Annotated in this window: 18 protein-coding genes; 10 read left to right on the plus strand and 8 right to left on the minus strand. The window is 69.8% G+C overall.

The features are described 5' to 3' along the window. Positions 1 to 110 precede the first annotated feature (110 nt). The 3 genes from ACIRD8_RS11915 to ACIRD8_RS11925 all read left to right on the plus strand — a co-directional run bounded on the left by ACIRD8_RS11915 (position 111) and on the right by ACIRD8_RS11925 (position 3,021). The gene (locus ACIRD8_RS11915) at positions 111 to 1,394 is read left to right on the plus strand and encodes an XRE family transcriptional regulator (protein WP_403989269.1); all 1,284 of its coding nucleotides are present in this window, start codon (positions 111 to 113) and stop codon (positions 1,392 to 1,394) included. Next, the gene (locus ACIRD8_RS11920; protein ID WP_403989271.1) at positions 1,391 to 1,996 is read left to right on the plus strand and encodes a GNAT family N-acetyltransferase; all 606 of its coding nucleotides are present in this window, start codon (positions 1,391 to 1,393) and stop codon (positions 1,994 to 1,996) included. The genes ACIRD8_RS11915 and ACIRD8_RS11920 overlap by 4 nt, the downstream gene beginning before the upstream one ends. Positions 1,997 to 2,505: 509 nt before the next feature. Beyond that, positions 2,506 to 3,021 (plus strand): hypothetical protein, encoded by a 516-nt coding sequence (locus ACIRD8_RS11925; protein WP_403989273.1) that lies wholly within the window; start codon positions 2,506 to 2,508, stop codon positions 3,019 to 3,021. A gap of 132 nt (positions 3,022 to 3,153) precedes the next feature. Here ACIRD8_RS11925 and ACIRD8_RS11930 read toward each other — a convergent pair whose 3' ends face one another. The 3 genes from ACIRD8_RS11930 to gcl form a co-directional block, all read right to left on the minus strand. Then, positions 3,154 to 4,113 (minus strand): hypothetical protein, encoded by a 960-nt coding sequence (locus ACIRD8_RS11930; RefSeq protein ID WP_403989275.1) that lies wholly within the window; start codon positions 4,111 to 4,113, stop codon positions 3,154 to 3,156. Position 4,114: 1 nt separating this feature from the next. Next, entirely contained in the window at positions 4,115 to 8,614 is a 4,500-nt protein-coding gene (locus ACIRD8_RS11935) for an AAA domain-containing protein (RefSeq protein WP_403989277.1), read from the minus strand. A gap of 398 nt (positions 8,615 to 9,012) precedes the next feature. Continuing rightward, positions 9,013 to 10,797: a glyoxylate carboligase gene (gene gcl / locus ACIRD8_RS11940; RefSeq protein WP_403989278.1), complete on the minus strand. Its 1,785-nt coding sequence runs from the start codon at positions 10,795 to 10,797 to the stop codon at positions 9,013 to 9,015. A 256-nt stretch (positions 10,798 to 11,053) separates the two neighbouring features. On the opposite strand from gcl, the gene ACIRD8_RS11945 reads away from it, so the two are divergent. Continuing rightward, positions 11,054 to 11,791, plus strand: coding sequence for a hypothetical protein (locus ACIRD8_RS11945; RefSeq protein WP_403989280.1), 738 nt, complete (start codon positions 11,054 to 11,056; stop codon positions 11,789 to 11,791). 71 nt (positions 11,792 to 11,862) lie between these two features. Further along, entirely contained in the window at positions 11,863 to 12,084 is a 222-nt protein-coding gene (locus tag ACIRD8_RS11950; RefSeq protein WP_403989282.1) for a hypothetical protein, read from the plus strand. Positions 12,085 to 12,099: 15 nt separating this feature from the next. On the opposite strand, the gene ACIRD8_RS11955 is transcribed toward ACIRD8_RS11950, so the two are convergent. Further along, the gene (locus tag ACIRD8_RS11955) at positions 12,100 to 13,707 is read right to left on the minus strand and encodes an AMP-binding protein (RefSeq protein ID WP_403989284.1); all 1,608 of its coding nucleotides are present in this window, start codon (positions 13,705 to 13,707) and stop codon (positions 12,100 to 12,102) included. After that, positions 13,704 to 15,380 carry an AMP-binding protein gene (locus tag ACIRD8_RS11960; protein ID WP_403989286.1) on the minus strand — a complete coding sequence of 559 codons (1,677 nt, stop codon included), beginning with the start codon at positions 15,378 to 15,380 and terminating at the stop codon, positions 13,704 to 13,706. The genes ACIRD8_RS11955 and ACIRD8_RS11960 overlap by 4 nt, the downstream gene beginning before the upstream one ends. 106 nt (positions 15,381 to 15,486) lie before the next feature. On the opposite strand from ACIRD8_RS11960, the gene ACIRD8_RS11965 reads away from it, so the two are divergent. Then, positions 15,487 to 16,332: a response regulator transcription factor gene (locus ACIRD8_RS11965; protein WP_403989288.1), complete on the plus strand. Its 846-nt coding sequence runs from the start codon at positions 15,487 to 15,489 to the stop codon at positions 16,330 to 16,332. A 36-nt stretch (positions 16,333 to 16,368) separates the two neighbouring features. Here ACIRD8_RS11965 and ACIRD8_RS11970 read toward each other — a convergent pair whose 3' ends face one another. Next, positions 16,369 to 17,493, minus strand: coding sequence for a winged helix DNA-binding domain-containing protein (locus ACIRD8_RS11970; RefSeq protein ID WP_403989290.1), 1,125 nt, complete (start codon positions 17,491 to 17,493; stop codon positions 16,369 to 16,371). A gap of 107 nt (positions 17,494 to 17,600) precedes the next feature. Between ACIRD8_RS11970 and ACIRD8_RS11975 the strand changes: the two genes are divergently transcribed. Beyond that, positions 17,601 to 18,470: a DMT family transporter gene (locus ACIRD8_RS11975; protein ID WP_403989292.1), complete on the plus strand. Its 870-nt coding sequence runs from the start codon at positions 17,601 to 17,603 to the stop codon at positions 18,468 to 18,470. Between the two features lie 4 nt (positions 18,471 to 18,474). Here ACIRD8_RS11975 and ACIRD8_RS11980 read toward each other — a convergent pair whose 3' ends face one another. Further along, positions 18,475 to 19,506 carry a glutathione S-transferase family protein gene (locus tag ACIRD8_RS11980; RefSeq protein ID WP_403989294.1) on the minus strand — a complete coding sequence of 344 codons (1,032 nt, stop codon included), beginning with the start codon at positions 19,504 to 19,506 and terminating at the stop codon, positions 18,475 to 18,477. After that, a complete protein-coding gene (locus tag ACIRD8_RS11985; protein WP_403989296.1) occupies positions 19,503 to 20,999 on the minus strand; it encodes an MFS transporter in 1,497 nt (498 codons plus the stop codon). Before ACIRD8_RS11985 ends, ACIRD8_RS11980 begins: the two co-directional genes overlap by 4 nt. 120 nt (positions 21,000 to 21,119) lie before the next feature. Here ACIRD8_RS11985 and ACIRD8_RS11990 point away from each other — a divergent pair, with 120 nt between their 5' ends. From ACIRD8_RS11990 to ACIRD8_RS12000, 3 genes are read left to right on the plus strand one after another with little or no spacing between them, the layout of a single operon-like run. Continuing rightward, positions 21,120 to 21,530: a VOC family protein gene (locus ACIRD8_RS11990; protein ID WP_403989298.1), complete on the plus strand. Its 411-nt coding sequence runs from the start codon at positions 21,120 to 21,122 to the stop codon at positions 21,528 to 21,530. A gap of 56 nt (positions 21,531 to 21,586) precedes the next feature. Next, positions 21,587 to 22,795, plus strand: a complete 1,209-nt coding sequence (locus ACIRD8_RS11995; protein ID WP_403989300.1) for a DUF1266 domain-containing protein — start codon at positions 21,587 to 21,589, stop codon at positions 22,793 to 22,795. After that, a complete protein-coding gene (locus ACIRD8_RS12000) occupies positions 22,792 to 23,964 on the plus strand; it encodes a DUF1266 domain-containing protein (RefSeq protein ID WP_403989302.1) in 1,173 nt (390 codons plus the stop codon). Before ACIRD8_RS11995 ends, ACIRD8_RS12000 begins: the two co-directional genes overlap by 4 nt. The last annotated feature ends 24 nt before the right edge of the window (positions 23,965 to 23,988 follow it).

Below are 23,988 nucleotides of genomic sequence, written 5' to 3' on the forward strand. Positions count from 1 at the left end.
CCCCCGAAGGCTGGTTAGGGCTTTCAAGCACTCGCCCAACGGGCTCACCTAGGGCGTTTTGACCTGCCTTTTACGTGGTGGGCCAAGAGCACGGCAGCTACCGTGCCCGCATGGCCGCGATCCGTAACACCGTCCTTGAGATGTGGATGACCGAGCACGGCTACAGCTCCAACAGCCTGGCCGATGCCGTGAACAGTGCTGTTGAAGAACTGACGGGGCGTCCGGGCGGGCTCGACGGTTCATCGGTGCGGGCGTGGAAGGCAGGACGAGTCACTTGGCCGAAGTCGGCAACCCGTACCGCGCTTAAGAACCTCACCGGCTTACCCGCCGTCGCCTTAGGGTTCGTTCCGCGAGGCCGGCCTTCATCCACCCCAGCGTCATCGCAGCAGGAGGAACCCGAAATGAAGCGCCGCACCCTCGTCGGCGGCATCGCTGCGGCAGCTGCCGCAGCAGCAGCCCCGGGGACCGCGTCACCTCGCCGGATCGGCATGAGCGACGTCAATCGGCTGAACAAGCGCTTCGCCGAGATCATCGCCAGCGATCACCGCCACGGTGGGCAACCTCGCATCGAGGAGCAGGCCGCCGCGCTGGCCGATGAGGCGCTCAGCCTCCAGAACGTGGGCAGTGCCACGCAACGAGTGCGCAGCAGTCTCTACGCCTCCGCAGCCGCGTTCCGCTCGTCTGCAATGTGGGCGGCCATCGACGGCCGGCGCTACGACGGCGCCAAGGCGCACATGCGCGAGGCCCAGGCTCTCGCCGAGATGTCGGGCGACCAGGCCATCAAGTTCCGCATCTGGAGTCACGCGGGCACGATGTACCGCCACATGGGCCGCCCCGCCGACGCGATCGCCGCCAACGATGTCGCACGCAACCTACATCTCACCCGCCGGGACCCACTGTTCGCATCCCTCGGCCTGGCCCGCCAAGGAGCCATCCACGGCACGGCTCAGAACCGGGCCGAGACACGTCGCGCGTTCGAGCAGGCGCAGGACGCCATGCTGCGCGCCGATACCGCCGACCACCGGCCGGTCTGGCTGCTCGCCTTCTACGACCAGGCCGAACTGGACTCCCTGGCCCTTTCCGCGCACCTGGCGCTCGGCGACTATCCGACCGCCGAGTACCACGCCCACCGCTGCCTGGCCGGGCGCCGGCCCCACATGGTGAGGTCCCGCGCCATCACCACAACTCGGCTCGCCCACGCCCTGCTCTCGCAGGGGGCCGCCGACGCCGCGACAGCAACCGCCATGAGCGTGTCGGCAGACGCCGCCACCCGCCACGCCCGTGTGTCGCGCATGCTTCAAGAGTTCGGAGCCGCCCTCCGCGCCACCGCACCGCGCAGTACCAGCGTCCAGACCTGGACCGAGCACACCATCACCTGGAGGACGGCCGCATGACCACCGCACCCACCACCGAGCTTCGCACCTTCACCAGCTTGGAGACTATCCGCGGCGACCTCCTCGATGTGTACGCCGAGGTACGCGCCCCGCTGCTCCACCTGCCGAACTACGCGGTCACCGCGTTCGGCGAACGCATCGACCGGCACTCCGCCGAACCGGGCTTCACAGCCGTCCTCGCATACACGGGCAATCAACCGGTCGGCTACGCGTACAGCAACACCATCGAGCACGGCGACCGCTACTGGCAGCGCACCGACCCCGCTCCGGCGGAGCAGTACACCAAGCACCCCGCCATCGCTCTCAAAGAGATCGGCGTCCGCCCGGCCTGGCGCAAGACCGGCACGGCCCGCCGCATCCACGACGCCCTCCTCGCCACCCGCGACGAGCCGCAGGTCACGCTCATGGTCAACCGGGCCGCCGGCGACGGAAGGGTCCACGCGCTCTACAAGTCGTGGGGGTACGAGGACATCGGGCAGAGCCAGCCGTCACCGGCCTCACCGGTCCTCACCGTAATGATCCGCGCAAGCGGACCCCGACCACTGGTGGCCCTACATCGCCAGGTGTTGGGACTGGGCCCGGAAGCGATCAACCCTCCGTAGATCGCGCCGACGGCACTCCACGCCGATACCGTGGCATCAGTCCTCCAGCTGGGAAGGAACGACGTGGACCGCCGGAACTTCATCCTCGCCTCCAGCGGATACGCCCTGTCTGCCCTCGGCCTGCCCGACATAGACAGCATCACCCGCCGGACCACAACCGTCTCGCCAGGGGCCGTCCGCGTCGGCAGGGGCGAAGTGGCAGCTGTGCGCCACATGGTGAAGGCCCTCGGCGACTCGGCGTCCGAACTCGGCGGCGGCCACGCGCGCCATCTCGCAGTCCGCTACCTGACCCAGGACGTCGCTCCCTGGCTGGAAGGCCGCTTCACCGAAGCCACTGGGCGCCAGCTGTTCGCCGCGACCTCCCAGCTCGTCCACCTCGCGGGGTGGATGGCCCAGGACGAAGGCGACACCCCCGAACTACGAGGGCTCGCCCAGGGCTACTACGCCCACTCCTTCCGCCTGGCCGCCGAGGCCGGCGACGCCGAACTGTCCGCCACCGCCCTGCCTGCGTGGAGTACGGCCGCCACCTGGACAACCCGCGAGCCGTCGCCTACTACGAAGCCACCCTCGCCAACGCCGCCGCCCAGGACGACGACCGCCACATGGCGACCAAGCACCTCGCCATGTCCGAGACCGCCATCGGCAAACCCGCTGCCGCAGGCAGCGACTCCTGGGCCGCCCACTACTCCCCCGGCCGGTGGGCCCACGAGTCCGGCATGATCCTCTCCCGCCTCGGCGACCTCGACGCCGCCGAAGAACACCTCCACCTCGCCCTCGACATCCACGGCCTCGACCGCCGCCGCACCCGCGCCATCGTCCTCGCCGACCTCGGCGGCGTACGCCTACGCCAAGGCGACGTCGACGGCGCCATGGCCACCTGGCGCGAGTTCCTCAACTGCGCCGACGGCATCCGCTCGGCCAAGGTCCAGGCCGCGCTGCGGGACATGCACGTACGCCTGCGGCGGTACAGCGGAGTTCCTGAGGCGCAGGAACTCCGCGAACGAGCAGCTCGCGTCACTGCCTGATTTGGCGAGGGCCTGAGAGCAGCGCGGCCGGTCACCGCTGGGCATCGTCAGCTAGTGGCCGCCTGTCCGCACAACGGCTGCATGGCGGGATACGCACTTCTCCACCTGCGCTGGAATGGGGACACCCCCGGCTCAAGTGGCCGCCACCGCTCCGCCGCCCGGCCGACGACGAGCGACGGAGGCTGGCGTTGGGCGTTGTGCGGGGCCGCGGGGGGCACGGCCACGACCTGGCTCTGAGGCCGCAGGCACTGAAACCGAGGCAGGGGGCACTGTCGCTGTCGCCGCAAGATCGTTCAGCGTGGCGTTCACCACCGGCCAGCACATGTCGAGCGTGTCGCGGTTCGGACTGTGTCCGGTCTTCTTTTCCGCCAAGGGATGGACGAGATTCCTGTAGTGCCGGACAAGCTCAGAGGCCAGCTTGGCATCGTGCTCGATCCATCTGTTCTTGAATGCGAACTCCACGAAGTCATTTAGCCCCATGCTTCGCAACGGCTTTGGCATGCGCTCGCCCGTCGTGCGGACCTGTGCTGCATGGGCGAGCACTCCCTCGAGAAGGCTGCCCAGCATGATGATCGCCGACGTGTAGGCGCCGTGCTCGTAGCAGGTGCGTGCCTCGTCCAGCCGAAGCTGCACAGCTGTAGCGAGATCCGGGTCGCTCACCACATCCTTCACAGAGACTTTCAGCTCGACACGCGGCAGCTGCAGTACCTCGTCTTCGAAACCGGCTTCGCAGCGGACGAGGGCCGGCTGACCTCCGTCCTCGCCGATCCGGCGCCCGTCGAGCACGAGTACCTCATTAAGCCGCTTTAGCGTGGCGCGGTACTCGTGCTGTTGGTTGTAGTACTCAAGGCGGTTCGCGAGGCGCAGGATTGCGCGCTTGGCGTCGTCCGTGCCGTCCTCCTGCCGCTCCTTGAGGAGTTCCCGGGCCCACTTGTGTCTAGGTGTGCCGTCGTAGTCCGGAACGTCGTCCCAGCCCGCCCGCTGAAAGAACGCAGCAATCTCGTACCCCTTCCGGTAGAGAAGCGACGTCTCGTCCCCGCAGATCAGATGGGCGATCTCTGTCAGCGTGCTGTCGTCAAAAATCTCGTTCACATCAGACTCCTTCGAGATGGACGGACGCATCCTCATCGAGCATGGCGTCGAGTTCATCGGCGGTGAGGTCGGCATCATCCACCTCGACCGGGACCCATGTGCTCGCCGATTCGCCCTGGGTCTGCTCGATGACCCCGGGCCGGATGCCCAGAGCGTCAAGGCGCTTCCACAGCGGCGCTAGCGAATCCTCCGGGGACAGAGCGAACTCGCTACTCCGAACACGCCAAAACTGCCAGCCTGCCCGGCGCAGTTCCCGCTCTCGCTCGTAGTCGTCACGGATCTGGTCAGGGGAGGAGTGATACGGGCTGCCGTCGCACTCCACGGCGAGGCGCCCCGACTCTCCGACGACGACGAGGTCGATACGTTTGCCGCTGGCCTTCCACTGCGGGACGACGTGATAGCCGTTCTCTTTGATCCTGCGAAATACCCGCTGCTCAAACAGAGAGTCGAACGGTTCGCATCGATCGTCGGGTGACACCGTGGATAGGCCGGGAGAGGTTCCCTGGAGTTCCGGCGGCGCCTGCATATAGGTGAGCAGAGAGTGGCGCAGGTCCTTGCTGCGCAGCTGGTCCGGCGTGACGGAGGTGAACAGCCACATCTGGTCACGGGCCCGGCTGGCGGCCACGTTAAATCGCCTTCCGTCGCCCTGGCCAGTCAGGGCCCGAGTGTTGTCAGCATCGACTACCAGAGAGAGCAGGATGACGTCCCGTTCATCCCCCTGAAACTGTTCGGCCGTGCCCACTCGCATGTTGTGCCGCTCCTGGACCGCGGAGTCGATCCGTGTGTCGATGAGATTTTCCAGCAGCCGCGTCTGGTGTCCGGAACGGAGCACGATCACTCCAAGAGTCTTTTTCGCGTACGCCTTATCCTCTGCGAGTTCCTGCAACTTGGCGACGATGCGCTCAGCTTCTGGCCGGTTGATCAGCGTCTCTCGCCGTCCTTCGCAGTGGCCTTCATGGACGTGGACGACTTCGAGGGGCCGTAGGCGGTCCGCTCCGTACTGCCGCAGGGGTACGAGTTCGTTGTCGGGATAGAACTGAGCGGAGGACCACTTGATGATCTCTGGCATGCATCGGAAGTGCTCGGTGAGTCGGATCGTCTCGCTGAATCGCGCCGACAGCAGGTCGTAGAGGTTCGACTTGGGGCTGAGCCCGTCCCGCTGCCAGTCGGTGAGATGGGGCAGGAGTGAGTCGAGGAGTTCGTTGAGGCGCTCGTGCTTACCGCCCGTGTAGAACGGAACACACTGCTTGTCGTCACCCACGACGATGACCCTCGGAGCGAGCCACAGCAGCATCAGGCCGTCCAAACCGACCTGGCTGGCCTCGTCCACGATGACGACATCGAAGGCATCCGGTTCGGGATCGATCATTTCGGCTACTTGCTTTATCGGCATAACCCACGCCGGCACCGCGTCACGTGCGTCACGCATCGCGGAACGAGCCGCTTTAAGATGCCGTTTGCCGAGTGCCGTCATTCCCCTGCCGGCGTTCGCCGTGGCCGACGCGTAGGCACTCAGTGCCTGCTTCTGGCCGGCCGTCATCCGGTCCAAGCAGTGGTACAGCGCTCTGTCGGCCGCCAGTTGGGTCACCGTGCTCTTCAACTGCGCCTCGACCGCTTCCAGCTCCCCCTCCAGCTTGGGTTCCCTGCCAGGTGTCAGCATCGTGTCCTGGAAGGTACGCGCACGCCGCCATGCCCAGGCACCGTCCAAGTGCACGAGTCGGCTCTCCCAAGCCTCATCGGTCGGGGACTCGGCAAAGTGACGGGACAGTTCGGGGTGATCTCCGGACAGTCGGTCCAGGAGTTTGCGTGCCTCCCGGCGATCGGCCTCGCGATGGAACGCCTCGGTCAGTGATTCGATCGCGGCCACGTACGCTTGCGGATCACGGGTGGTGACGGCTCGGTGCACCTCCGCCAGCTCAGCCACTCCGTGGGCATCGGGTCGCGGCAGCTGCTCGCCGATCGACCGGAGCCTCTCTTCCGCCGCTCGGGCCTGCAGCAGCAGTCCCGCACAGTTCGCCGATGTACGGACGTCGTCCCACTGCTGCGCCGTCCGCACTGTGGCCTTGATTCGGGCCTTGAGTAGAACGTCGTGCAGCGTACGCACGGACTGAGTGAACCCGTCCACCGCTCGGAGCGTCGGCACCCGGTCCAGCAGCTCCGACAGAGCGACCTCAGTGAAACCCTCGGCGGCAGGTGCGCCGACACTCTGCCAGCGCTCGTTCAGCTGCCGAACGCACTGGCGTGCGGCCAGGTGAGCCACGAGTGCGGAGATCTCATCCGGCGTACTGGGCAATCGCCCGTCCACTCGGCAACCTTGAAGCAAAACTTGGGCTTCCTTCTGGACCGGCTTCGGCATCAATTTCCGCAGCTTGCCGCCACCTCGCAGGAACTGCTCGAGGTCCCTCCCAGCGGCGATGAGGCGCGACTCCTCGGCGAGCGCCACGTCAGGTACGTCGAGCACGGCAAAGGGATTTCGGTGAAGCGCGCTTTGCACCTCCTCAGCGCGTGCGGCCGACCGGCGCACTGCGTCCCACAACTGGCTACGCTGGCCGGCCATACCGTCTCGCAGGGCACGCGTGGTCCATTCGCCCGGCAACCACGCCGCTGGCTCACCTGGTAGCCCTTCACTCTGGAGTGCGTGCTCAGCTGCATCCAGAAGCTCTATCAACGTCGTGATCAGATCGGGCCCCTGATTCGCGAGCTCGACGGACAGCGTGTCGGATGATGCTTCGGCGCAGGAGCGCACCGCTGCGTCCAAGGTGCTGACCGCCTCTTCGAACAACACGGGTGACACAAAGTCTGCGGGGTCCGGGCAGCGAGCAGCATGCTCTTCCAGCACCCCAGCCCCATGCCGGGCCACTAGACCTAGTAAGCGCTGGGCCTCGTTCTCGCTGAACGAGGGTTCACGCGGTGCCGATGTGGGCAAGGCGGGCATCCAGTCATACTTCGGCGCACTGGCAGCGACGGTCTCCACGATCTCCGCGAGCCGCCCCTCGTAACCCGGTGCCACATCGAGGTGTTCGTACCACTCCGCCTCACGAACAGTACGGAGTTCGTCCCGAAGCCGCGCGCGGGTGCCAGACAGCTTCGAGCGCAGCGCCTCATGGCCCTTGATCCGAATGTCCAGACGCTCCGTCGACTGGGTGGCACTGAGCTGGGAGAGTGCGCGCACGGACTGCTCAAGGTCACCGCTGCCGTCCTCGCGCCGGCCGCCCTGAAGGACACATAGGCTGCGCAGCTCGGCGGGCAGCTGTTTCCTCAAGACCTTTAGTGCCTGGCTCTTCTCGCTCGTCACGAGCACCCTCTTGCCATCCGCCAACAAGGCACACACGAGATTGGCGATGGTGTGCGTCTTTCCCGTGCCGGGCGGCCCCTGAACGACGACGCCGGTATCGGTCTGTAGGCGTCTAAGCACCTCCCGCTGGGCTTCGTTCGACAGCAGCGGAAACAGCGGGTCGGGGCCGAGGGCGGGAGGCACGTCCCGGCCACCCGCCGTGCCCCACACTCTGCGGTCCTCCGCTTCAAGCTTGTACAACAACTGAGCCAGCCCCAGGGGAGCGATGGCACCAGGCTTGGAAAGGCGGTTCGCGATGCCATCGTAGAAGTTCACGAGGGCGCCCTGGCCCCGCTGACGGAGAATGATCGCCGGCGCGAACCCGAGTGTGGGCACCGGCAGCGCCGGGTCGGCAGGCGGGCGGCCCCAGCCGTGGTGGAACGCCACCGCGCGATCGGTACCAAATGCCCTCTCCGCCCAAGCAGCCAGCGCATCCTGGGAGTCACGGGACAGCGGATGGAATCCTTCGGCGTCGACACGGTCCCGCAGCGCGCCCAGTAGCCGTGTGCTGTATCCCTCGTCCGCGTCGAGGAACTCGCTGTCCTCCAGCCGCGCAGGGTCGCCGGACGTGAGAGCGACGGTGATGGTCATATTGACGGAATTCATGGTGAGCATCAGCGGCGCCGTCAGGATATGCCGGGCTATCCGCGCCGACGGACGCGCAGATCCGATATTCAGCAATCCGGCCCCCAGCACAGCCTCGTACTCCTCGCCGTCCTGCTGAATCCTGGTCACCATTCGGTATAGCTGCTGATGAAGTTCCCGATACGGCCGGTCGACACGCTCCTTTTCCGACCACTTACGCCACACGTCGAGCCATCGCGAGTAGACCCGCAACACTTCGTGTGCTTCCTCCCGGAGGATTTCGGAAACCTCGAACAGGTCTCCGTTCTCGTCCTCCTGCCACCCCTGCCCCGGCCCCGACTCGGCTAGCGGTGGCGCTTCGGGCGTCGCGGTAGCGGCGGCCTCGGGGTCGACCCATCCCACCAGCACCTCGGGCAGTGCAGGAGCCGGCCTTGGCGGGCGGTGTGGCACCTTGAGCAGCAGCCCGTCACCGTCCGGGTGCCGCTGCAGCCTGTCGTCCGGCAGGCTGGAGAGCCAGAGGACCTCCGGATACTTCTGCCAATCCCGCACCGGCTTGTGCGAGCCGCGAACAATTTCGCGCATATATTCGATAAGTTGGCGCGTGCGGTGGACCGCCTCTGGACTGTTCGCACGAAGTGCAGCGTGAAGAGACACCTAACCCCCAGGTCATGGCTCGACGGAAAGCCTTCCAGGATGCGGGAAAGAAGCGGTGCCATCAACAGGAACCGGCGAGTAACGATGCGAACAAGCCGCATTCCGCGAGGGTTGGCTGTAACCCAGCTAACCGTAGCCTCACTTGCTCTGCGGTGATTGCCGCTGGGTGAGGTGATCAGTTCGCCCCAGCGTCGCCCGCCGAGTCATGCTGCGGCTGGCGCCGGGGTTCCACGAGTCCCCGGCGCGGTTTGCCGGCGCAAGCCGAAAGAGCACCCACGGTTACCCGCAGGTGCTCTTCGAGGGCGCAGCTGTAAGCCCCTCCGGGCTCAGGCCCCCACGTACGGGCGGATCGCCGTCGGGGCGTGGCCCGGTTCGGAGGCGACGTCCTCGAACTCGTTGACGGAGGCGATGTCGCTCCCGCTCATCGAGATGTTCGTGACGCGCTCCAGGATCGCCTCGACCACGACCGGGACCCGGTGTTCCGCCGCGAGCTTCTTGGCCTCCTCGAAGGCCGGCAGCAGCTGGTCCGGCTCGGTGACGCGGATCGCCTTGCAGCCCAGGCCCTCGACGACCTTGACGTGGTCCACGCCGTAGACGCCCAGCTCCGGGGAGTTGAGGTTCTCGAACTCCAGGTTGACCTGGAAGTCGATGTCGAAGTTGCGCTGCGCCTGGCGGATCAGCCCCAGGTAGGAGTTGTTCACCAGGACGTGGACGTACGGGATGCGGTGCTGTGCGCCGACGGCGAGCTCCTCCAGCATGAACTGGAAGTCGTAGTCGCCGGAGAGGGCGACCACGGAGCCGTCCGGGTCGGCCGTGGCGACGCCCAGCGCGGCAGGGATTGTCCAGCCGAGCGGGCCGGCCTGGCCGCAGTTGATCCAGTGGCGGGGGCGGTAGACGTGCAGCATCTGCGCGCCCGCGATCTGGGAGAGGCCGATGGTGGTGACGTACCGGGTCTCGGGGCCGAACGCCCGGTTCATCTCCTCGTACACCCGCTGCGGCTTCAGCGGCACGTTGTCGAAGTGCGTACGCCGCTGGAGGGTCGCCCTGCGCTCCTGGGTGGACGCCGCCCAGGCCGAGCGGTCCTTCAGCTCGCCCGCCGCCTTCAGCTCCCGCGCCACCTCGACGAAGAGTTCCAGCGCCGCCTTGGCGTCGGAGGCGATACCGAGGTCGGGGGCGAAGATCTTGCCCAGCTGGGTGGGTTCGATGTCGACGTGGACGAAGGTGCGGCCCTCGGTGTAGACGTCCAGCTTGCCGGTGTGGCGGTTGGCCCAGCGGTTGCCGATGCCGAGGACGAAGTCGGACTCCAGGAAGTTCGCGTTGCCGTAGCGGTGCGAGGTCTGCAGGCCGACCATGCCCGCGTTCAGTTCGTGGTCGTCGGGCAGGATGCCCCAGCCCATCAGGGTGGGGACGACCGGGACTCCGGTCAGCTCGGCGAACTCCACCAGGAGTCCGGACGCGTCGGCGTTGATGATGCCGCCGCCCGCGACGAGCAGCGGCCGCTCGGAGGCGTTGAGCATCTGGACGGCACGCTCGATCTGCTTACGGCTCGCGGCGGGCTTGTGCACGGGCAGCGGTTCGTACAGCTCGGGGTCGAACTCGATCTCGGTGAGCTGCACATCGATGGGCAGGTCGACGAGGACCGGTCCCGGCCGGCCGGTGCGCATCAGGTGGAAGGCCTGCTGGAAGACGCCCGGGACCTGCGCGGCCTCCAGGACGGTGGTCGCGGCCTTGGTCACCGGCGCGGCGATCGAGGCGATGTCGACGGCCTGGAAGTCCTCCTTGTGGAGGACGGCGGTGGGCGCCTGGCCGGTGATGCAGAGGATCGGGATCGAGTCGGCGATCGCCGAGTAGAGGCCGGTGATCATGTCGGTGCCGGCGGGCCCCGACGTACCGATGCAGACGCCGATGTTGCCCGCCCGGGCCCGGGTGTACCCCTCGGCCATGTGGGAGGCGCCCTCGACGTGCCGGGCCAGGGTGTGCTGCACCCCGCCGGAGGCCTTGAGGGCCGCGTAGAACGGGTTGATCGCCGCACCCGGCACGCCGAACGCGTTGCTGACACCTTCGCGCTTGAGGATCTCAACTGCCGCTCGGGCAGCGGTCATACGAGGCATGAGTGCTCCTGCTCGGACCTGGTGGAGTCGGGCTCTGTCGCGCCACCTGAGAGCACTAATTCCACGTTACGGAAACTTAATTCTGCTATGTGAAAGTAATGTAGGGCGGCCCGGCACCGTCGTCAAGGGAGAGCGGACGAAGCGGCGGAGACCATCGGCCCGAAGTGCGCAAATCGCTCCCCTGAACGTCGCTCCTGGTGGACGATGGGGTACGGAACGCAGTCGCCGCCGCGAAGGCGGAGGAAAGGGGCAGCACGTGGAGTCCGTACCGGTGCGCTGCCCGGCCTGCCGCCGGGAGCACGCGTACATCACGCCGGTATACCCCTGCCCTTGCGGATCGCCGACGGCCCCGCCGCTGATGCGCGGCGCACCGGCCGTGCTCATCACGCACCGCACCTGGGACGACGACTGGGTGAGCGTGCGGTGCCACTCCTGCGGGCGCCGCGACCAGTGGCCCCACCCCGAACTCTGCTGCCCCTGCGGCGCGGTGCTGCGGATCCCCGTGCGCCCGGTGGCCACGCGCGGCGCCACCCCGCCGTCCGCCGAGGGCGGTTCACCCGGCCCGTCCCACATACCCCTGCCGCGCACCGCCGCGCATCCACGGCCCTCGTTCAGGCCTCTGGTGATACGGACGGCCCGCGACGCGGTGAACACCGCGGCGCTCTACCTGAGATGGCTGGGTTTCCGCGACATCGTCCAGCCCGAGGTGCGGCCCACGTCCCGGATCGACCTCAGGGCCGCCGGTCTCATCGCACAGGTCGACGCGACGACACGGCCGACCTCGCTGCGCGATGTCGAGTGCCTCTGGCTGAACGCCCTCAACACCTCGGTGTCCGGAGCCCTGTTCTCCCTGGCCGGCTACACGGACGAGGCCCGTTCACGCGCCGACGGCCTCGCCATCCCGCTGTTCGTCCTCGACCTCACCGGCACCCCGCAGCCGGTGAACGGCCCCGCGGACGAATTAATCAGCGTCGGACCCGCCCCCGCCGAATGATTTCGGTCACCTGTGCCCTGCCAGCCGCATATGTTCGAGCTGTTGTCAGTATGAGGACGTAGAGTGAAGGCATGGTCTTAACTCCTCGGCTTCCCACTCACTCCGCCCCCGTATTCCTCACCCAGCCCGTCCACCCGTCGGTCGTCGAGGCCAACGACGCGATCCGCGCCCTCGTCGACTCCCGGGCCGGCCAGGACTGGACACACGTGGAGGCCGCGGAGTACGAGGTGCTGCTCATCGAGTGGGCGGCGGCGACCCAGGGGATAGGCTCCGGCGTCATCGAGGCCGCCTGATCCAGCCGGCGGGAGCTACGCGCCGTACCCCTCCCGCAGTTCGACCTTCCGGACCTTACCGCTGACGGTCATCGGGAACGCCTCAAGGATCCGCAGCTTGCGCGGGACCTTGTAATGCGCCAGCTGCTCACCGCAGTACGCCGCCACCTCGTCGAGCGTCGGCGGATCGGCCGGGTCGCGGGGGATCACACAGGCCAGGATCTCCTCGCCGTACCTGTCGTCCGGCACCCCGACCACCTGGACGTCCGCGACCTTCGGGTGGCTGTGGAGGAACTCCTCGATCTCGCGCGGGTACACGTTCTCGCCACCACGGATGATCATGTCCTTGATCCGGCCGACGATCTGGACGTACCCGTCCTCCCGCATCGTCGCGAGGTCCCCCGTGTGCATCCAGCGTCCGGCGTCGATCGCTTCGGCGGTCCGCTCCGGCTGGTCCCAGTAGCCGAGCATCACACTGTAGCCCCGGGTGCACAGTTCACCGGACTCACCGCGTGGCAGGGTCACGCCCGTCACCGGGTCGACGACCTTCACCTCGATGTGCGGCATCACCCGTCCGACCGTGCCCGTGCGGCGCTCCAGATCGTCCTCCCGCCGGGTCTGGGTGGAGACCGGCGAGGTCTCCGTCATGCCGTAGCAGATGGACACCTCGTCCATGTGCATCTCCGCGACGACCCGTTTCATCACCTCGACCGGGCACGGCGATCCGGCCATGATCCCGGTGCGGAGCGAGGAGAGGTCGTACGAGGCGAAGTCGGGCAGGCCGAGCTCCGCGATGAACATCGTGGGCACGCCGTAGAGCGAGGTGCAGCGCTCCTGCTGGACGGCGGCCAGCACGGCCGCTGGCTCGAAGGCGGGCGCGGGGATCACGATGCAGGCGCCGTGCGAGGTGATGCCGAGGTTCCCCATGACCATGCCGAAGCAGTGGTAGAAGGGGACGGGCAGGCAGACCCGGTCCTGCTCGGTGTAGGCGACCATCTCCCCCACGAAGTAACCGTTGTTGAGGATGCTGTGGTGGGAGAGCGTGGCCCCCTTCGGGAATCCGGTGGTCCCCGAGGTGTACTGGATGTTGATCGGGTCGTCGCAGGACAGCTCCGCCTCGCGTGCCGCCAGCTGCTGCGTCGTCACCGACGCCGAAGCGGCGGTCAGCTCGTCCCAGGAGGGGTCGCCGATGAAGTGGACGGAGCGCAGCGCGGGGCAGTCGGGGCGGACCTGCCGGACCAGCGCGCGGTAGTCGCTGGTGCGGTGCGCGAGCGAGGCGACCAGGACGGAGATCCCGGACTGCTTCAGGACGTACTCCAGCTCGTGCGCGCGGTAGGACGGGTTGATGTTGACCATGACGGCGCCGATCCGGGCCGTGGCGTACTGGACGAGGACCCACTCGGGGCAGTTGACCGCCCAGATGCCGACCCGGTCGCCCTTGGCCACCCCGGACGCCATCAGCCCGCGGGCCAGCTCCTCGACGGCGGCGCCGAACTCCGCGTACGTCCAGCGGCGTCCTGACACGACGTCAACCAGGGCCTCCCGCTCCCCGTACGCCTCGACGGCCCGGTCCAGGTTGCGTCCGATGGTGTCGCCCAGCAGTTCCGTGGTGCTGGTGCCGTGCGCGTAGGACAGGCCGGTCATCGCAGGTCCCCCTCGTCGAACTCGGTGCCGGTGCCCTGCGCCGTGCGCTCGCGCAGCTCGATCCTGCGGATCTTCCCGGAGACGGTCTTGGGCAGCTCGGCGAACTCCAGCCGGCGGATGCGCTTGTACGGGGCGAGGACCGCCCGGGAGTGCTCGAACAGCACCCTGGCCGTGCCGGGGCCGGGCTCCCAGCCCTCGGCGAGCACGACGTACGCCTTCGGGACGGAGAGCCTCACCGGGTCCGGGGCGGGCACGACCGCGGCCTCGGCGACCGCCTCGTGCTCCAGCAGGGCGCTCTCCAGCTCGAACGGCGAGATCTTGTAGTCGGAGGCCTTGAACACGTCGTCGGCCCGGCCCACATAGGTGATGTAGCCGTCCTCGTCCCGCGCGCCGATGTCACCGGTGCGGTAGTAACCCCCCGCCATGGCCTCGGCGGTGCGCTCGGGGTCACCGTGGTACCCCGTCATCAGGCCGACGGGGACGGTGGCCAGGTCGAGGGAGATCTCGCCCTCCGTCGCGCCCGGCTCACCGGTGACCGGGTTCAGCAGCTCGACCTCGAAGCCGGGGCTGGGCCGCCCCATGGAGCCGGCCTTCAGCAGCTGCCCCGGTGTGTTGGCGACCTGCACGGCGGTCTCCGTCTGCCCGAAGCCGTCGCGGATGGTGACGCCCCAGGCGCGCCGGACGCTCTCGATGACCTCGGGGTTGAGGGGCTCGCCGGCCGCGACGACCTCACGCGGCGGCGTCTTCAGCTGCGCGAGGTCGGCCTGGATGAGCATGCGCCAGACGGTCGGCGGGGCGCAGAAGCTGGTGATCGCGGAGCGGTCCATCTCGGCCATCAGCCGGGCCGCGTCGAACCGGGTGTAGTTGAAGATGAAGACGGTGGCTTCGGCGCTCCACGGCGCGAAGAGGTTCGACCAGGCGTGCTTCGCCCAGCCGGGTGAGGAGATGTTCAGATGGACGTCGCCGGGCTTGAGCCCGATCCAGTACATCGTCGACAAGTGGCCCACGGGGTAGGAGACATGGGTGTGCTCGACGAGCTTCGGGCTGGCCGTGGTGCCCGAGGTGAAGTAGAGCATCAGGGGTTCCCCGGCGTCGGTCTCCCGGTCCGGGGTGAAGGTCTCCGGTGCCTCGTCGGCCCCGCCGTAGGAGAGCCAGCCGGCGGTCTCGTCACCGACGGCGATCCGGGTGTAGTCGCCGGGCACCTCGTCGAACTTGGCGGTGTCCGCCGACCGTACGAGGACGTGGCGGACCCTGCCGCGCTCGACCCGGTCGCGGAGATCGACCGGGCCCAGCAGGGGGGTGGCGGGGATGACGACGGCGCGGAGCTTCATCGCGGCCAGAGCCGTCTCCCACAGCTCGGTCTGGTTGCCGAGCATGACGAGGATCCGGTCGCCCGCGGCCACGCCCTGTTCCCTCAGCCAGTTCGCCGCCCGGTTGGAGCGGGCCGCCATCCGGGCGAAGGACACCTCGGTGCGGCCGCCGTCCTCCTCCACGATGTGCAGGGCGGTGCGGTCGTTGTCCTCGGCGATGACGTCGAACCAGTCGAGCGCCCAGTTGAAGTGGTCGGGGCGGGGCCAGCGGAAGCCCTCGTACGCCGTGGTGTAGTCCTCACGGTGCTCGATCAGGAAGTCCCGGGCAGCCCGGAACGTCTCCGTCGCACTCGTTGCCGGCATGTGCCCTCCTCGTCGCGTAACCCGTCCTTTAACATCATGTGAACAGTGACCCAGATCTCACCACCCCCGAACGAGGGTGAGGACGACAGGGCGGAGAATCAGCGGCGTGGCGGAACCGGGCGAGGCGACCGAGGTGCGGGCGGCCCTGATCGGGCTGCGCAGGACCAGCGGGCTGCCCGTGGTCTTCGGCGGGCTGCTGTCCGACGCCCGCCACGCGCGGATCGCCGAGCTGAGCGGGGCGCAGACGCCCGCGCTGCGCGGGCTGGTCATCTCGGCGGGCAGCGGGCTCGGCGGAAAGGCGATGGCGCTGTCACGGCCGTGCGCGGTCACGGACTACCCCTCGTCGCGCCACATCAGCCACGAGTACGACACGGCCGTCGCGGCGGAGGGCCTGCGCTCGGTCGTCGCGGTGCCCGTCGTCGTGCGCCGGGTGGTGCGCGGCGTGCTGTACGGGGCGCTGCGCGAGCCGCTCACGCTCGGGGACCGTACGTTCGACGCGGCGGCGTCGGCGGCCCGCGACGTGGAGCAGGCGCTGGCCGTCCGGGACGAGGTGCAGCAGCTGCTGGCGGCGACCCGGGAGCAGATCACCGATCCGGGCATGGGCCCCGGCGCCTGGGAGGACGTCCGCGAGGCCCATCGCGAGCTGCGTGCCCTGGCCCCGAGGATCGTGGACCCGGCTCTGCGTGACGAGCTGCTCTCGGTGTGCGGGCGGCTCGCGTCGGCCGCGGGGACGGACCGGAGCCCGGCGGCCGGGCGGGTTCGGCTGGCGCCGCGCGAGGTGGATGTGATCGCCTGCGTCGCGTCGGGCGCGACGAACGCCTCGGCGGCCGAGCGGCTGGGGCTGCGGCCGGAGACCGTGAAGAGCTATCTGCGGTCCGCGATGCGGAAGCTGGGGGCACGCACCCGGCTGGAGGCCGTCGTGGCGGCGCGGCGCGCCGGGCTGCTGCCGTAGGGCGGCCGTCCGCCCGGTCCCCGGACGGACGGCTGCTCAGTCCCCGAAGTCGACGAACGTGCCGAACCGGACGTCGTAGGCAGGTGCCCGGGACATCGCCGTCTGGAGGTCGACCGCCTCCTGGGTGATCTCCTCGCGGGTGGCCGGGTCGAGAGGGCCCAGCGCCTGCACGGTGATGACGGCGGTGTCCGCGTCCGAGGTCTCGTCGAGGCGCCAGAGCGCGGCGAGGAAGCCGTCGGCCAGGACGGTCCCGTAGGACTGGTTGCCCATGCCGTTGCGGCCCTTGTAGGCGGGAGGGATCACCCGGGTCCGGTCGGCGTGACCGAGCAGGACGTTGTCGAACTCGGGGAGGAAGCGGGGCGGGGCCGGGGTGTCGGGGTCGGGGCGCGGGGCGTCGGGCAGGTCGAAGAGTTCGACGCCGTTCTCGTCGCGGAAGGTGACGAGCCGGGGCCGCAGGCGTTCGAAGACCTCGCGCATCCGGGTGAGTCCGGCCCACATCTGCATGTCCTTCACGGAGGCCGGTCCGAAGGCGCCGAGGTAGCGCAGCACGGTGGCGTCGGGTGAGGCGGCGGGCTGCGACGGGGTGTCCAGCCAGTGCTCGGCGGTCGTCAGGGCGACCTGCCCGCTGCGCCCCCACAGGCCCCGCGGGGTGACCTGGACGAGCGGCAGCCGGCAGCGGGCGGCGACGGCGAGTGCCCGGGGGTCGGCGTCCGGCCAGTGGAGGAGGAGTTCCTCCCGCAACTCCTTCATGGTGCGCGGCCGTTCCTCCACGAGCTTCCTGGCGAGTGAGGCGAGCCGGTCGAGGTCCACGCCCGTGAGCCCGCTCCGGAACATGTTCAGCTCCCGGTCGCGCGCCGGCTGGACCAGGGGGCGCAGGGTGAGGGCGTCCTCGGCGGTGTGGGTGTGGATGGTGGAGCGCAGGCTGACGATCCTGACCACCTCGCGGGACTCCATCAGCGCCGAGAGCGCGGCCGGGTCGAAGCCCTCCAGCCGGGAGAAGAGCTGGAAGTAGGGCGGCCTGGTGTTCTGGGCCTGCAGGCCGACCAGGTGGCTGACGGCGTCCTTCACCGGTACGGCGGTGCGGCGGAGCAGCAACTGGCGTTCCATCGTTGCCCTGTTGAGGGCGCGGGTGGAGAGCACGGGAGCGTTCTTGGCGGCCATGGTCCGCAGGTTACGCGGGAGTGCCGGGCCGGGGTCCGGAATCGGGCGACACTCGCACGGTCGGCGGCATCGCGGGCAGGGAGCGGTCGGCCCTCATGATGGGGCGGGTGATCAGTGTCCTGTTCGCCGTCCTGACGGCTCTCAGCAACGGAACCGCCTCGGTGCTGCAGCGCCGCGCCGCCCTGAAGGTGCCCGACAGCGAGGCGATGCACGTGTCGCTGATCGGGCATCTGCTGCGGCAGAAGGTGTGGCTCGCGGGGATCGGTCTCGTCATCGTCGCCGCGGTGTGCCAGGCGGTGGCGCTGGCCACGGGTCCCATCGCCGTGGTCCAGCCGATCTTCGTGATCGAGCTGCCCGCGACCCTGCTCGTGGCCGGGTTCGTCATGCGGGTCGGGGTACCGCGCCCGGTCTGGTCCGGGGTGGCCGCCGTGACGGTGGGCCTGGCCCTCGGCATGGCCGCCGCCGCGCCGGTCGGCGGCAGCGACGACGTCCAGGGGGCGGCCTGGATCCCGGCGCTGGTGGTGACCGGGGTCTTCGAGGCCGCGCTGATCGGAGCGGCGCTCGGCACCTCCGGCAACGCCCGGGCGGCGCTGCTGGGGCTGGCCGCGGCGTGCGGGTACGCGCTCACGGCCGCGCTGATGAAGGACGCCATGTCGCGGCTGGACAGCGACGGTGCGGTGGGGCTGCTGACGGCGTGGCAGCTGTATGCCACCGCGGCGGCCGGTGTGGGTGCGCTGTTCCTCCTCCAGAACGCGCTCCAGGCGGGTTCGCTGGTGGCGGTGCAGCCGATGCTGACGCTCGGGGACGCGCTGATCAGCATCACCTACGGGGTGACGCTGTTCGGCGAGGAGCTGCGCACGGGGTGGTGGCTGCTGCCCCAGCTGATCGGGGTGGCGCTGATCGCCGCCGGGTGTGTCGTCCTCGCCCGCTCGCCGCTGGCGACCGCGAGCCCGGAGCCGTCGCCCCGGGTGACGTGAGGGGTCAGGGCCGCCCGCTCGCCGGGACCTCCTCGCCGGGCGGCACAGGTCCGGGCGGGGTGCCGTCTCCGAACGGGCGGCCGCCCAGCTGCTCCCGGTGGTGCGGGGTGTTCCAGCCGGACAGGTCGGGGCCGAGCGGCACGATGCCCGTCGGGTTGATGCCGGTGTGCACCTGGTAGTAGTGCCGCTTGATGTGGTCGAAGTCGACGGTGTCGCCGAAGCCCGGGGTCCGGTAGAGGTCGCGGACGTACGCCCACAGGACGGGGTCCTCGGCGAGCTTCGAGCGGTTGCACTTGAAGTGCCCGTGGTAGACGGCGTCGAAGCGGACCAGGGTGGTGAACAGCCGGATGTCCGCCTCGGTGATCGTGTCCCCGACGAGGTAGCGCTGTCCGGCGAGGCGTTCGGAGACCAGGTCCAGGCGGCGGAACACATCGACGTACGCCGCCTCGTACTCACCCTGCTCGGAGGCGAATCCGGCGCGGTAGACGCCGTTGTTGACGTCCCGGTAGATGCCGTCCATCACCTCGTCGATCTCGGCGCGCAGCCGCTCCGGGTAGAGGTCGGGGGCGCCGGGCCGGTGCAGGGCGGTCCATTCGGTGGCCAGGTCCAGGGTGATCTGCTGGTAGTCGTTGGTGACCAGCTCCCGGGTCGGTACGTCGACGATCGCGGGCACGCTGACCCCGCCCGGGTAGCCGCGCTCCCGTGCGTCGTAGGCCTCGCTCAGGTATCCGATGCCGAGCACCGGGTCCTTGCCGCCCTCGTCGAGGGTGAAGCGCCAGCTGCGGTCGTCCTGGATGGGGTCGGCGACGGCCAGGGAGAGGGCGCCCTCCAGGCCGAGCAGCCTGCGCGAGACCAGGGCCCGGCTCGCCCAGGGGCAGGCCCGGCTGACGACCAGCCGGTAGCGCCCCGCGTCGACGGGCCAGCCGTCCCGCCCGTCGGCGGTGATGCGGTCGGCGAAGTGACTGCGGGAGCGCTTGAAGGGCTTGTGGCCGTACGAGGTGTTCCCGCCCTGCTCCCGGTCCTCGGTGTCGCTCATGGTGTTCCCTTCGGGGCGTCGGTGGATTCGGACGTCTGGGTACGTCTCCTTCCCCGCCTGCCCGCCACGACATCGGCCAGCGCCACGATCAGGGCCGCAAGGACGAACGCGACCGAGACGAGGAGCCCGTGGTCGTAGGCGCCCGCCCAGTCGCCGGGGCCCAGCCGGGCGAAGAACACCGAGCCCACCGCGGCGATCCCGATGGACGAGCCGACGCGCTGGCTGGTCTGGAGTGTGCCGCCCGCGCTGCCCGCGTTGCCGACGGGGACCTCGGAGAGGGTGAGGGTCTGGTTGGGGGCGATGACCAGTCCGCTGCCCAGGCCGGCCAGCAGCAGCGGCGCCGCCATCGCGAGCCCGGCACCCCTGCCCGGCACCAGGTGCGCGGCCAGCGCGGTGAACCCGAGCCCGACCGCCACCATGGTGAGTCCCACGACGATGAGGGGCCGCCCGAAGCGGCCGACCAGCCGGCCGCCGATGCTCGCCGACCCGCCCGCGCCCAGGGCGAACGGGGTGATCGCGAGGCCGGCCTCCAGGGCGCTGTAGTGCAGCCCGGACTGGAGGTAGAGCGTGCTGATGAAGAAGATCGAGGTGAAGCCGGCGAAGTACAGCAGGATCATCAGACAGCCCAGCCAGAAGCTCCGGAGCCGGAAGAGGGCCAGGTTGAGCACCGGCTGGACGCCGCGGCGCGCGCAGCGCGACTCCCAGGCGACGAACGCCGCCAGCAGGACCACGGCCGCCGGCACGAGCAGCCACTTGCCGTCGCCCGGCCACTGCTGGGCCTGGACGAACGGCAGCAGCAGCACGAGGACGCCCGCCCCGAGCAGCAGGACACCGACGGGGTCGAGGTCGCGCGGGCGCACCCGGCCCGCCGAGGGGGTGTCGGGGAGCAGCCGCCTGGCCAGCAGGAGGCAGACGGCCCCGATCGGCAGGTTGACGTAGAACACCCAGCGCCAGCCCTCCTCCGCACCGGCCACCTGGATCAGGAGGCCGCCCAGGAGCGGGCCGACGGCGGTGGAGATGCCGACCACGGTGCCGAACATCCCGAAGGCCCGGCCCCGCTCGCGCCCGGAGAACATCTGCTGGATCAGGGCGGAGATCTGGGGCGAGAGCAGTCCGCCCGCCGCGCCCTGGAGGAGCCGGGCGATGACGAGCCAGAGGCTGGACTGGGCGGCGCCGCAGGCTGCGGAGGCCAGGGTGAAGAGGGCCAGCCCCGCCATGAACACCGCGCGCCGTCCCCGTGCGTCGCCGAGGCGGCCGCCGGGGATGAGGACGAGGCCGAAGGCGAGCGCGTAGCCGGACAGCACCCACTGGAGGTCGGACTCCGGGGTGTCGAGCCCCTCCTTGATGGACGGCAGCGCCACGTTGACGATGGAGACGTCCAGCAGCGTCATGAAGCCCGCCACCAGGCAGACGGCGAGGGCACGCCAGCGGTGGGGGTCCGAGGGGCCGGTACCGGAAGAAGCCGTGTCCCGGTCACCCTCGCTCGCTGCCATGAACCGCACCCTAGGACGAGGTTCCCCGATCGACGCCCCGGGCGCGCCGTGCGGCGGGGCGGCAGGCCCCTGTTGCACGTCATCGGGCGTGTCCGGCCGCCGCGCGGGTACCGGAGGAGCATGACTGCAGCGAAGACGAGTGTTCTGGTCCTGGACTGTGCCGAGCACCTGGAGCTCGCCGAGTTCTACGCGGCGCTGCTGGACGCCGAGGCGCGCGTCGGGAGCGATCCCGACTTCGTGGAGATCGTCGGCCACAGCGGTGTGCAGATGGCGATCCGCCGCGATCACGGCTACGCGCCGCCCAGCTGGCCCCGTCCCGAGGACTCCCAACAGGCCCATCTGCGCATCCTGGTGGACCGGGGTGCCATGGACGAGGCCGAGCGCGAGGCGATAGGCCTCGGCGCCCGGCCGGTGGAGGCCAAGGACAACAGCGGCCCTCGCGACGTCCGTGTCTACGCGGACCCGGCCGGGCACTCCTTCTCCCTGGCCGTGCGGCCCGCCCCGGCGCCGTCGGCGGGACCGGCCGCGTAGCACCGGGACCCCGGGTCACCGCCCCTGCCGTCGGACGGGTTCCGTAGGATTCGACCGTGACGACGGGGACAGGGACGCGGGGACCAGGGACGCCGGGAACGGGCGCGGCTGAGGCGCCGGACGCGGGGTGGACCCCGCCGACCGGGACGGAAGGGCTGCTGCACGGGGCGGCGGCCGGCAGCCGGGACGCGTTGCTGGATGCGCTGGCCGGGAGCAGGCTCTTCGTGCTCGTCGCCCGGCTGCACGCGGACGCTCCCGGCTTCACTCCCCCGCTCCCCACGGGGCCCGATCCCGTGACGCCGGGCCGGGTGTGCGTCACGGTGCTGACGTCCGGGACGCTGCCTCCGTGGCACCCCGACTGGGTGTTCGAGGCGATCGGTCTCGACGAGCTCGCGCGCCGCTGGCCTGCCGGAGTGCGGTGGCTCGCGGTCGATCCGGGCACGCCCTACGCAGTGACGCTGGAGGCCGGGCCGGGGCGCCGCCGGGCGTGGCTGAAGGCCCACGCACGGTCCGGCGGGCCGCGGACCGGCCGGCTGCTGACCCTGCGGACCGGCCCGTTGCACGGACCGGTCGCACACGGCCTGGCCCTCGGCGCCCACCTCGCCGTGCACAACGGCCTCGTCTGGAACGACCTGGGCGCCGCCTACGAGGGGTACGCGACGGATCGCCACCGGCTCCGTAACCCCTGGGGCGTGCAGAACCGGGCCGACTACCGGGAGAAGCTCGAATCGCTGCTGGCCACCCGGCTCGTCGGCCGTACGTACGAGTCGGTGCTCCGGATCCGTCACACCCTCGCCCGGCGGCTGGGCCGCACCCCCACGGTCCCCGAGTGGTCCGCCGCGGTCACCGACGCGCAGACGCGTCGCCGGTCCACACCTGCGGAGGCGGCCGAGGCCCATGAGGCGCTGCGGCTGGCCGTCACGTACGAGGACCGGTTCCGCGCGGACGGTGTCCTCGGTGCCGGCCAACGGGTCGACACTCTGGCCGCCTTCGACTACGGGCGCGCGGTCAACGTCGTACGGCTCGCGCTGGGCGCCCGGCTCTGCGATCCGGGGGAGGCCGAGCAGGCCGTGCTGCGGATCGGCGCCCTCGCCGTGCAGGCGTACGGCTCCTGGGCGGAGTTCTCCCTCGGTTACTCACTGACCCGCGTCATGCACTTCGACGCGGACGACCCGTCAGGGGTGAAGTACGAGCAGTCGCTCGCCCAGCACCGCACCCTGACACAGGACCCCGTCAGCCCCTACCGGAACCTCGCCTGGTCATGAATCCACTGCACTCCCATCCCGTCCACGCCGCCCCCTGGGTGTCGCCGTCCGTGACGGAACACCTGCTGTACGAGGCGGGTGCACGCGGCGACGCGGAGGCCCAGCTGCGGGTACTGGCCGGCGAGGAGCTGTACATCCTCGCTCCGAAGGCCGAGGTGGACGCGGCTCCCGACATGATCACCTGGCGCTCGCACCGGGACGAGGCCGGCCGGAGCTGCCGGCCGGTGCTCACCCGCGGAATGCTGCCGCCGTGGCATCCGGACTGGGTGTTCCACGCCGTCTCCCTCAAGTGGGTGGCGGAGTTCGACTGGCGGGACCCCGCCCAGCTGCTGTCCGTCAACACCGGTACTCCGGCCCAGATGCTCTTCCCGGCCACGCCTCCGCACCGCGCGCTGTGGCTGCGCTACCACGCGGAGAACGACCGCCCCGGGGGCGACCGGCTGATCGCGCTGCGGCACGGGGCGCTCCACGGTCCGCTGGCCTACGGGCTGGCCTGCGGGGCGCATCTGGCGGTCGGCAACGGTGTGCCGTGGAACGAGGTCGGCACCGCCTACCACGAGTACGCATGCGAGCGTGAGCAGCTGCGCGACTCCTGGGGCATCACCGAACCGACCGGCTGGCGACAGCAGTTGGACTACCTGCTGGACGCGCGGAACAGTCCGGCCGAGCCCGATTTCGTACTCCGGGTGCGGGAACAGCTCGTGGCCGGGCTCGGTGAGCAGCCCTCCGCCGAGCTGTGGCGCGAGACGGCCGCCGGGCACGCCCAGGACATCGGGGTGGGCCACGACACCGTCAAGGACATCGAGGAGCTGGTGCGGCGCATCCTCCGGTACGAGGCCCGGTTCCGCGCCGACGGGCTGCTGGCGCCGGACGGCCGGGTCACCACGACGGTCGCCTACGACTACGGGCGCGCGGTGAACCTGGCCCGGTGGGGACTATCCGCCCGCTTCTGCGTCCCGCACGAGGCGGAACAGGCCATCGTGTACGCCGGTGCGCTGAGCAAGTCGGCCTACCGCTCCTGGGAGGACTTCTCCGCGGGGTACGCGCTGGGCCGTGTGCTGCGGTTCGACGGTGAGGACTACGGCGACTACTACCAGGACAACGTCACGGCGCACCGTCTGCTGACGGAGAGCGAGGGCAGCCCCTGGCGGAACCTGCCCTGGCGCTGACCTCGCTCTCCCCAGGCCGTGTGT

It is taken from the genome of Streptomyces sp. NPDC102451 (genome assembly GCF_044765485.1).
Classification (GTDB): domain Bacteria; phylum Actinomycetota; class Actinomycetes; order Streptomycetales; family Streptomycetaceae; genus Streptomyces.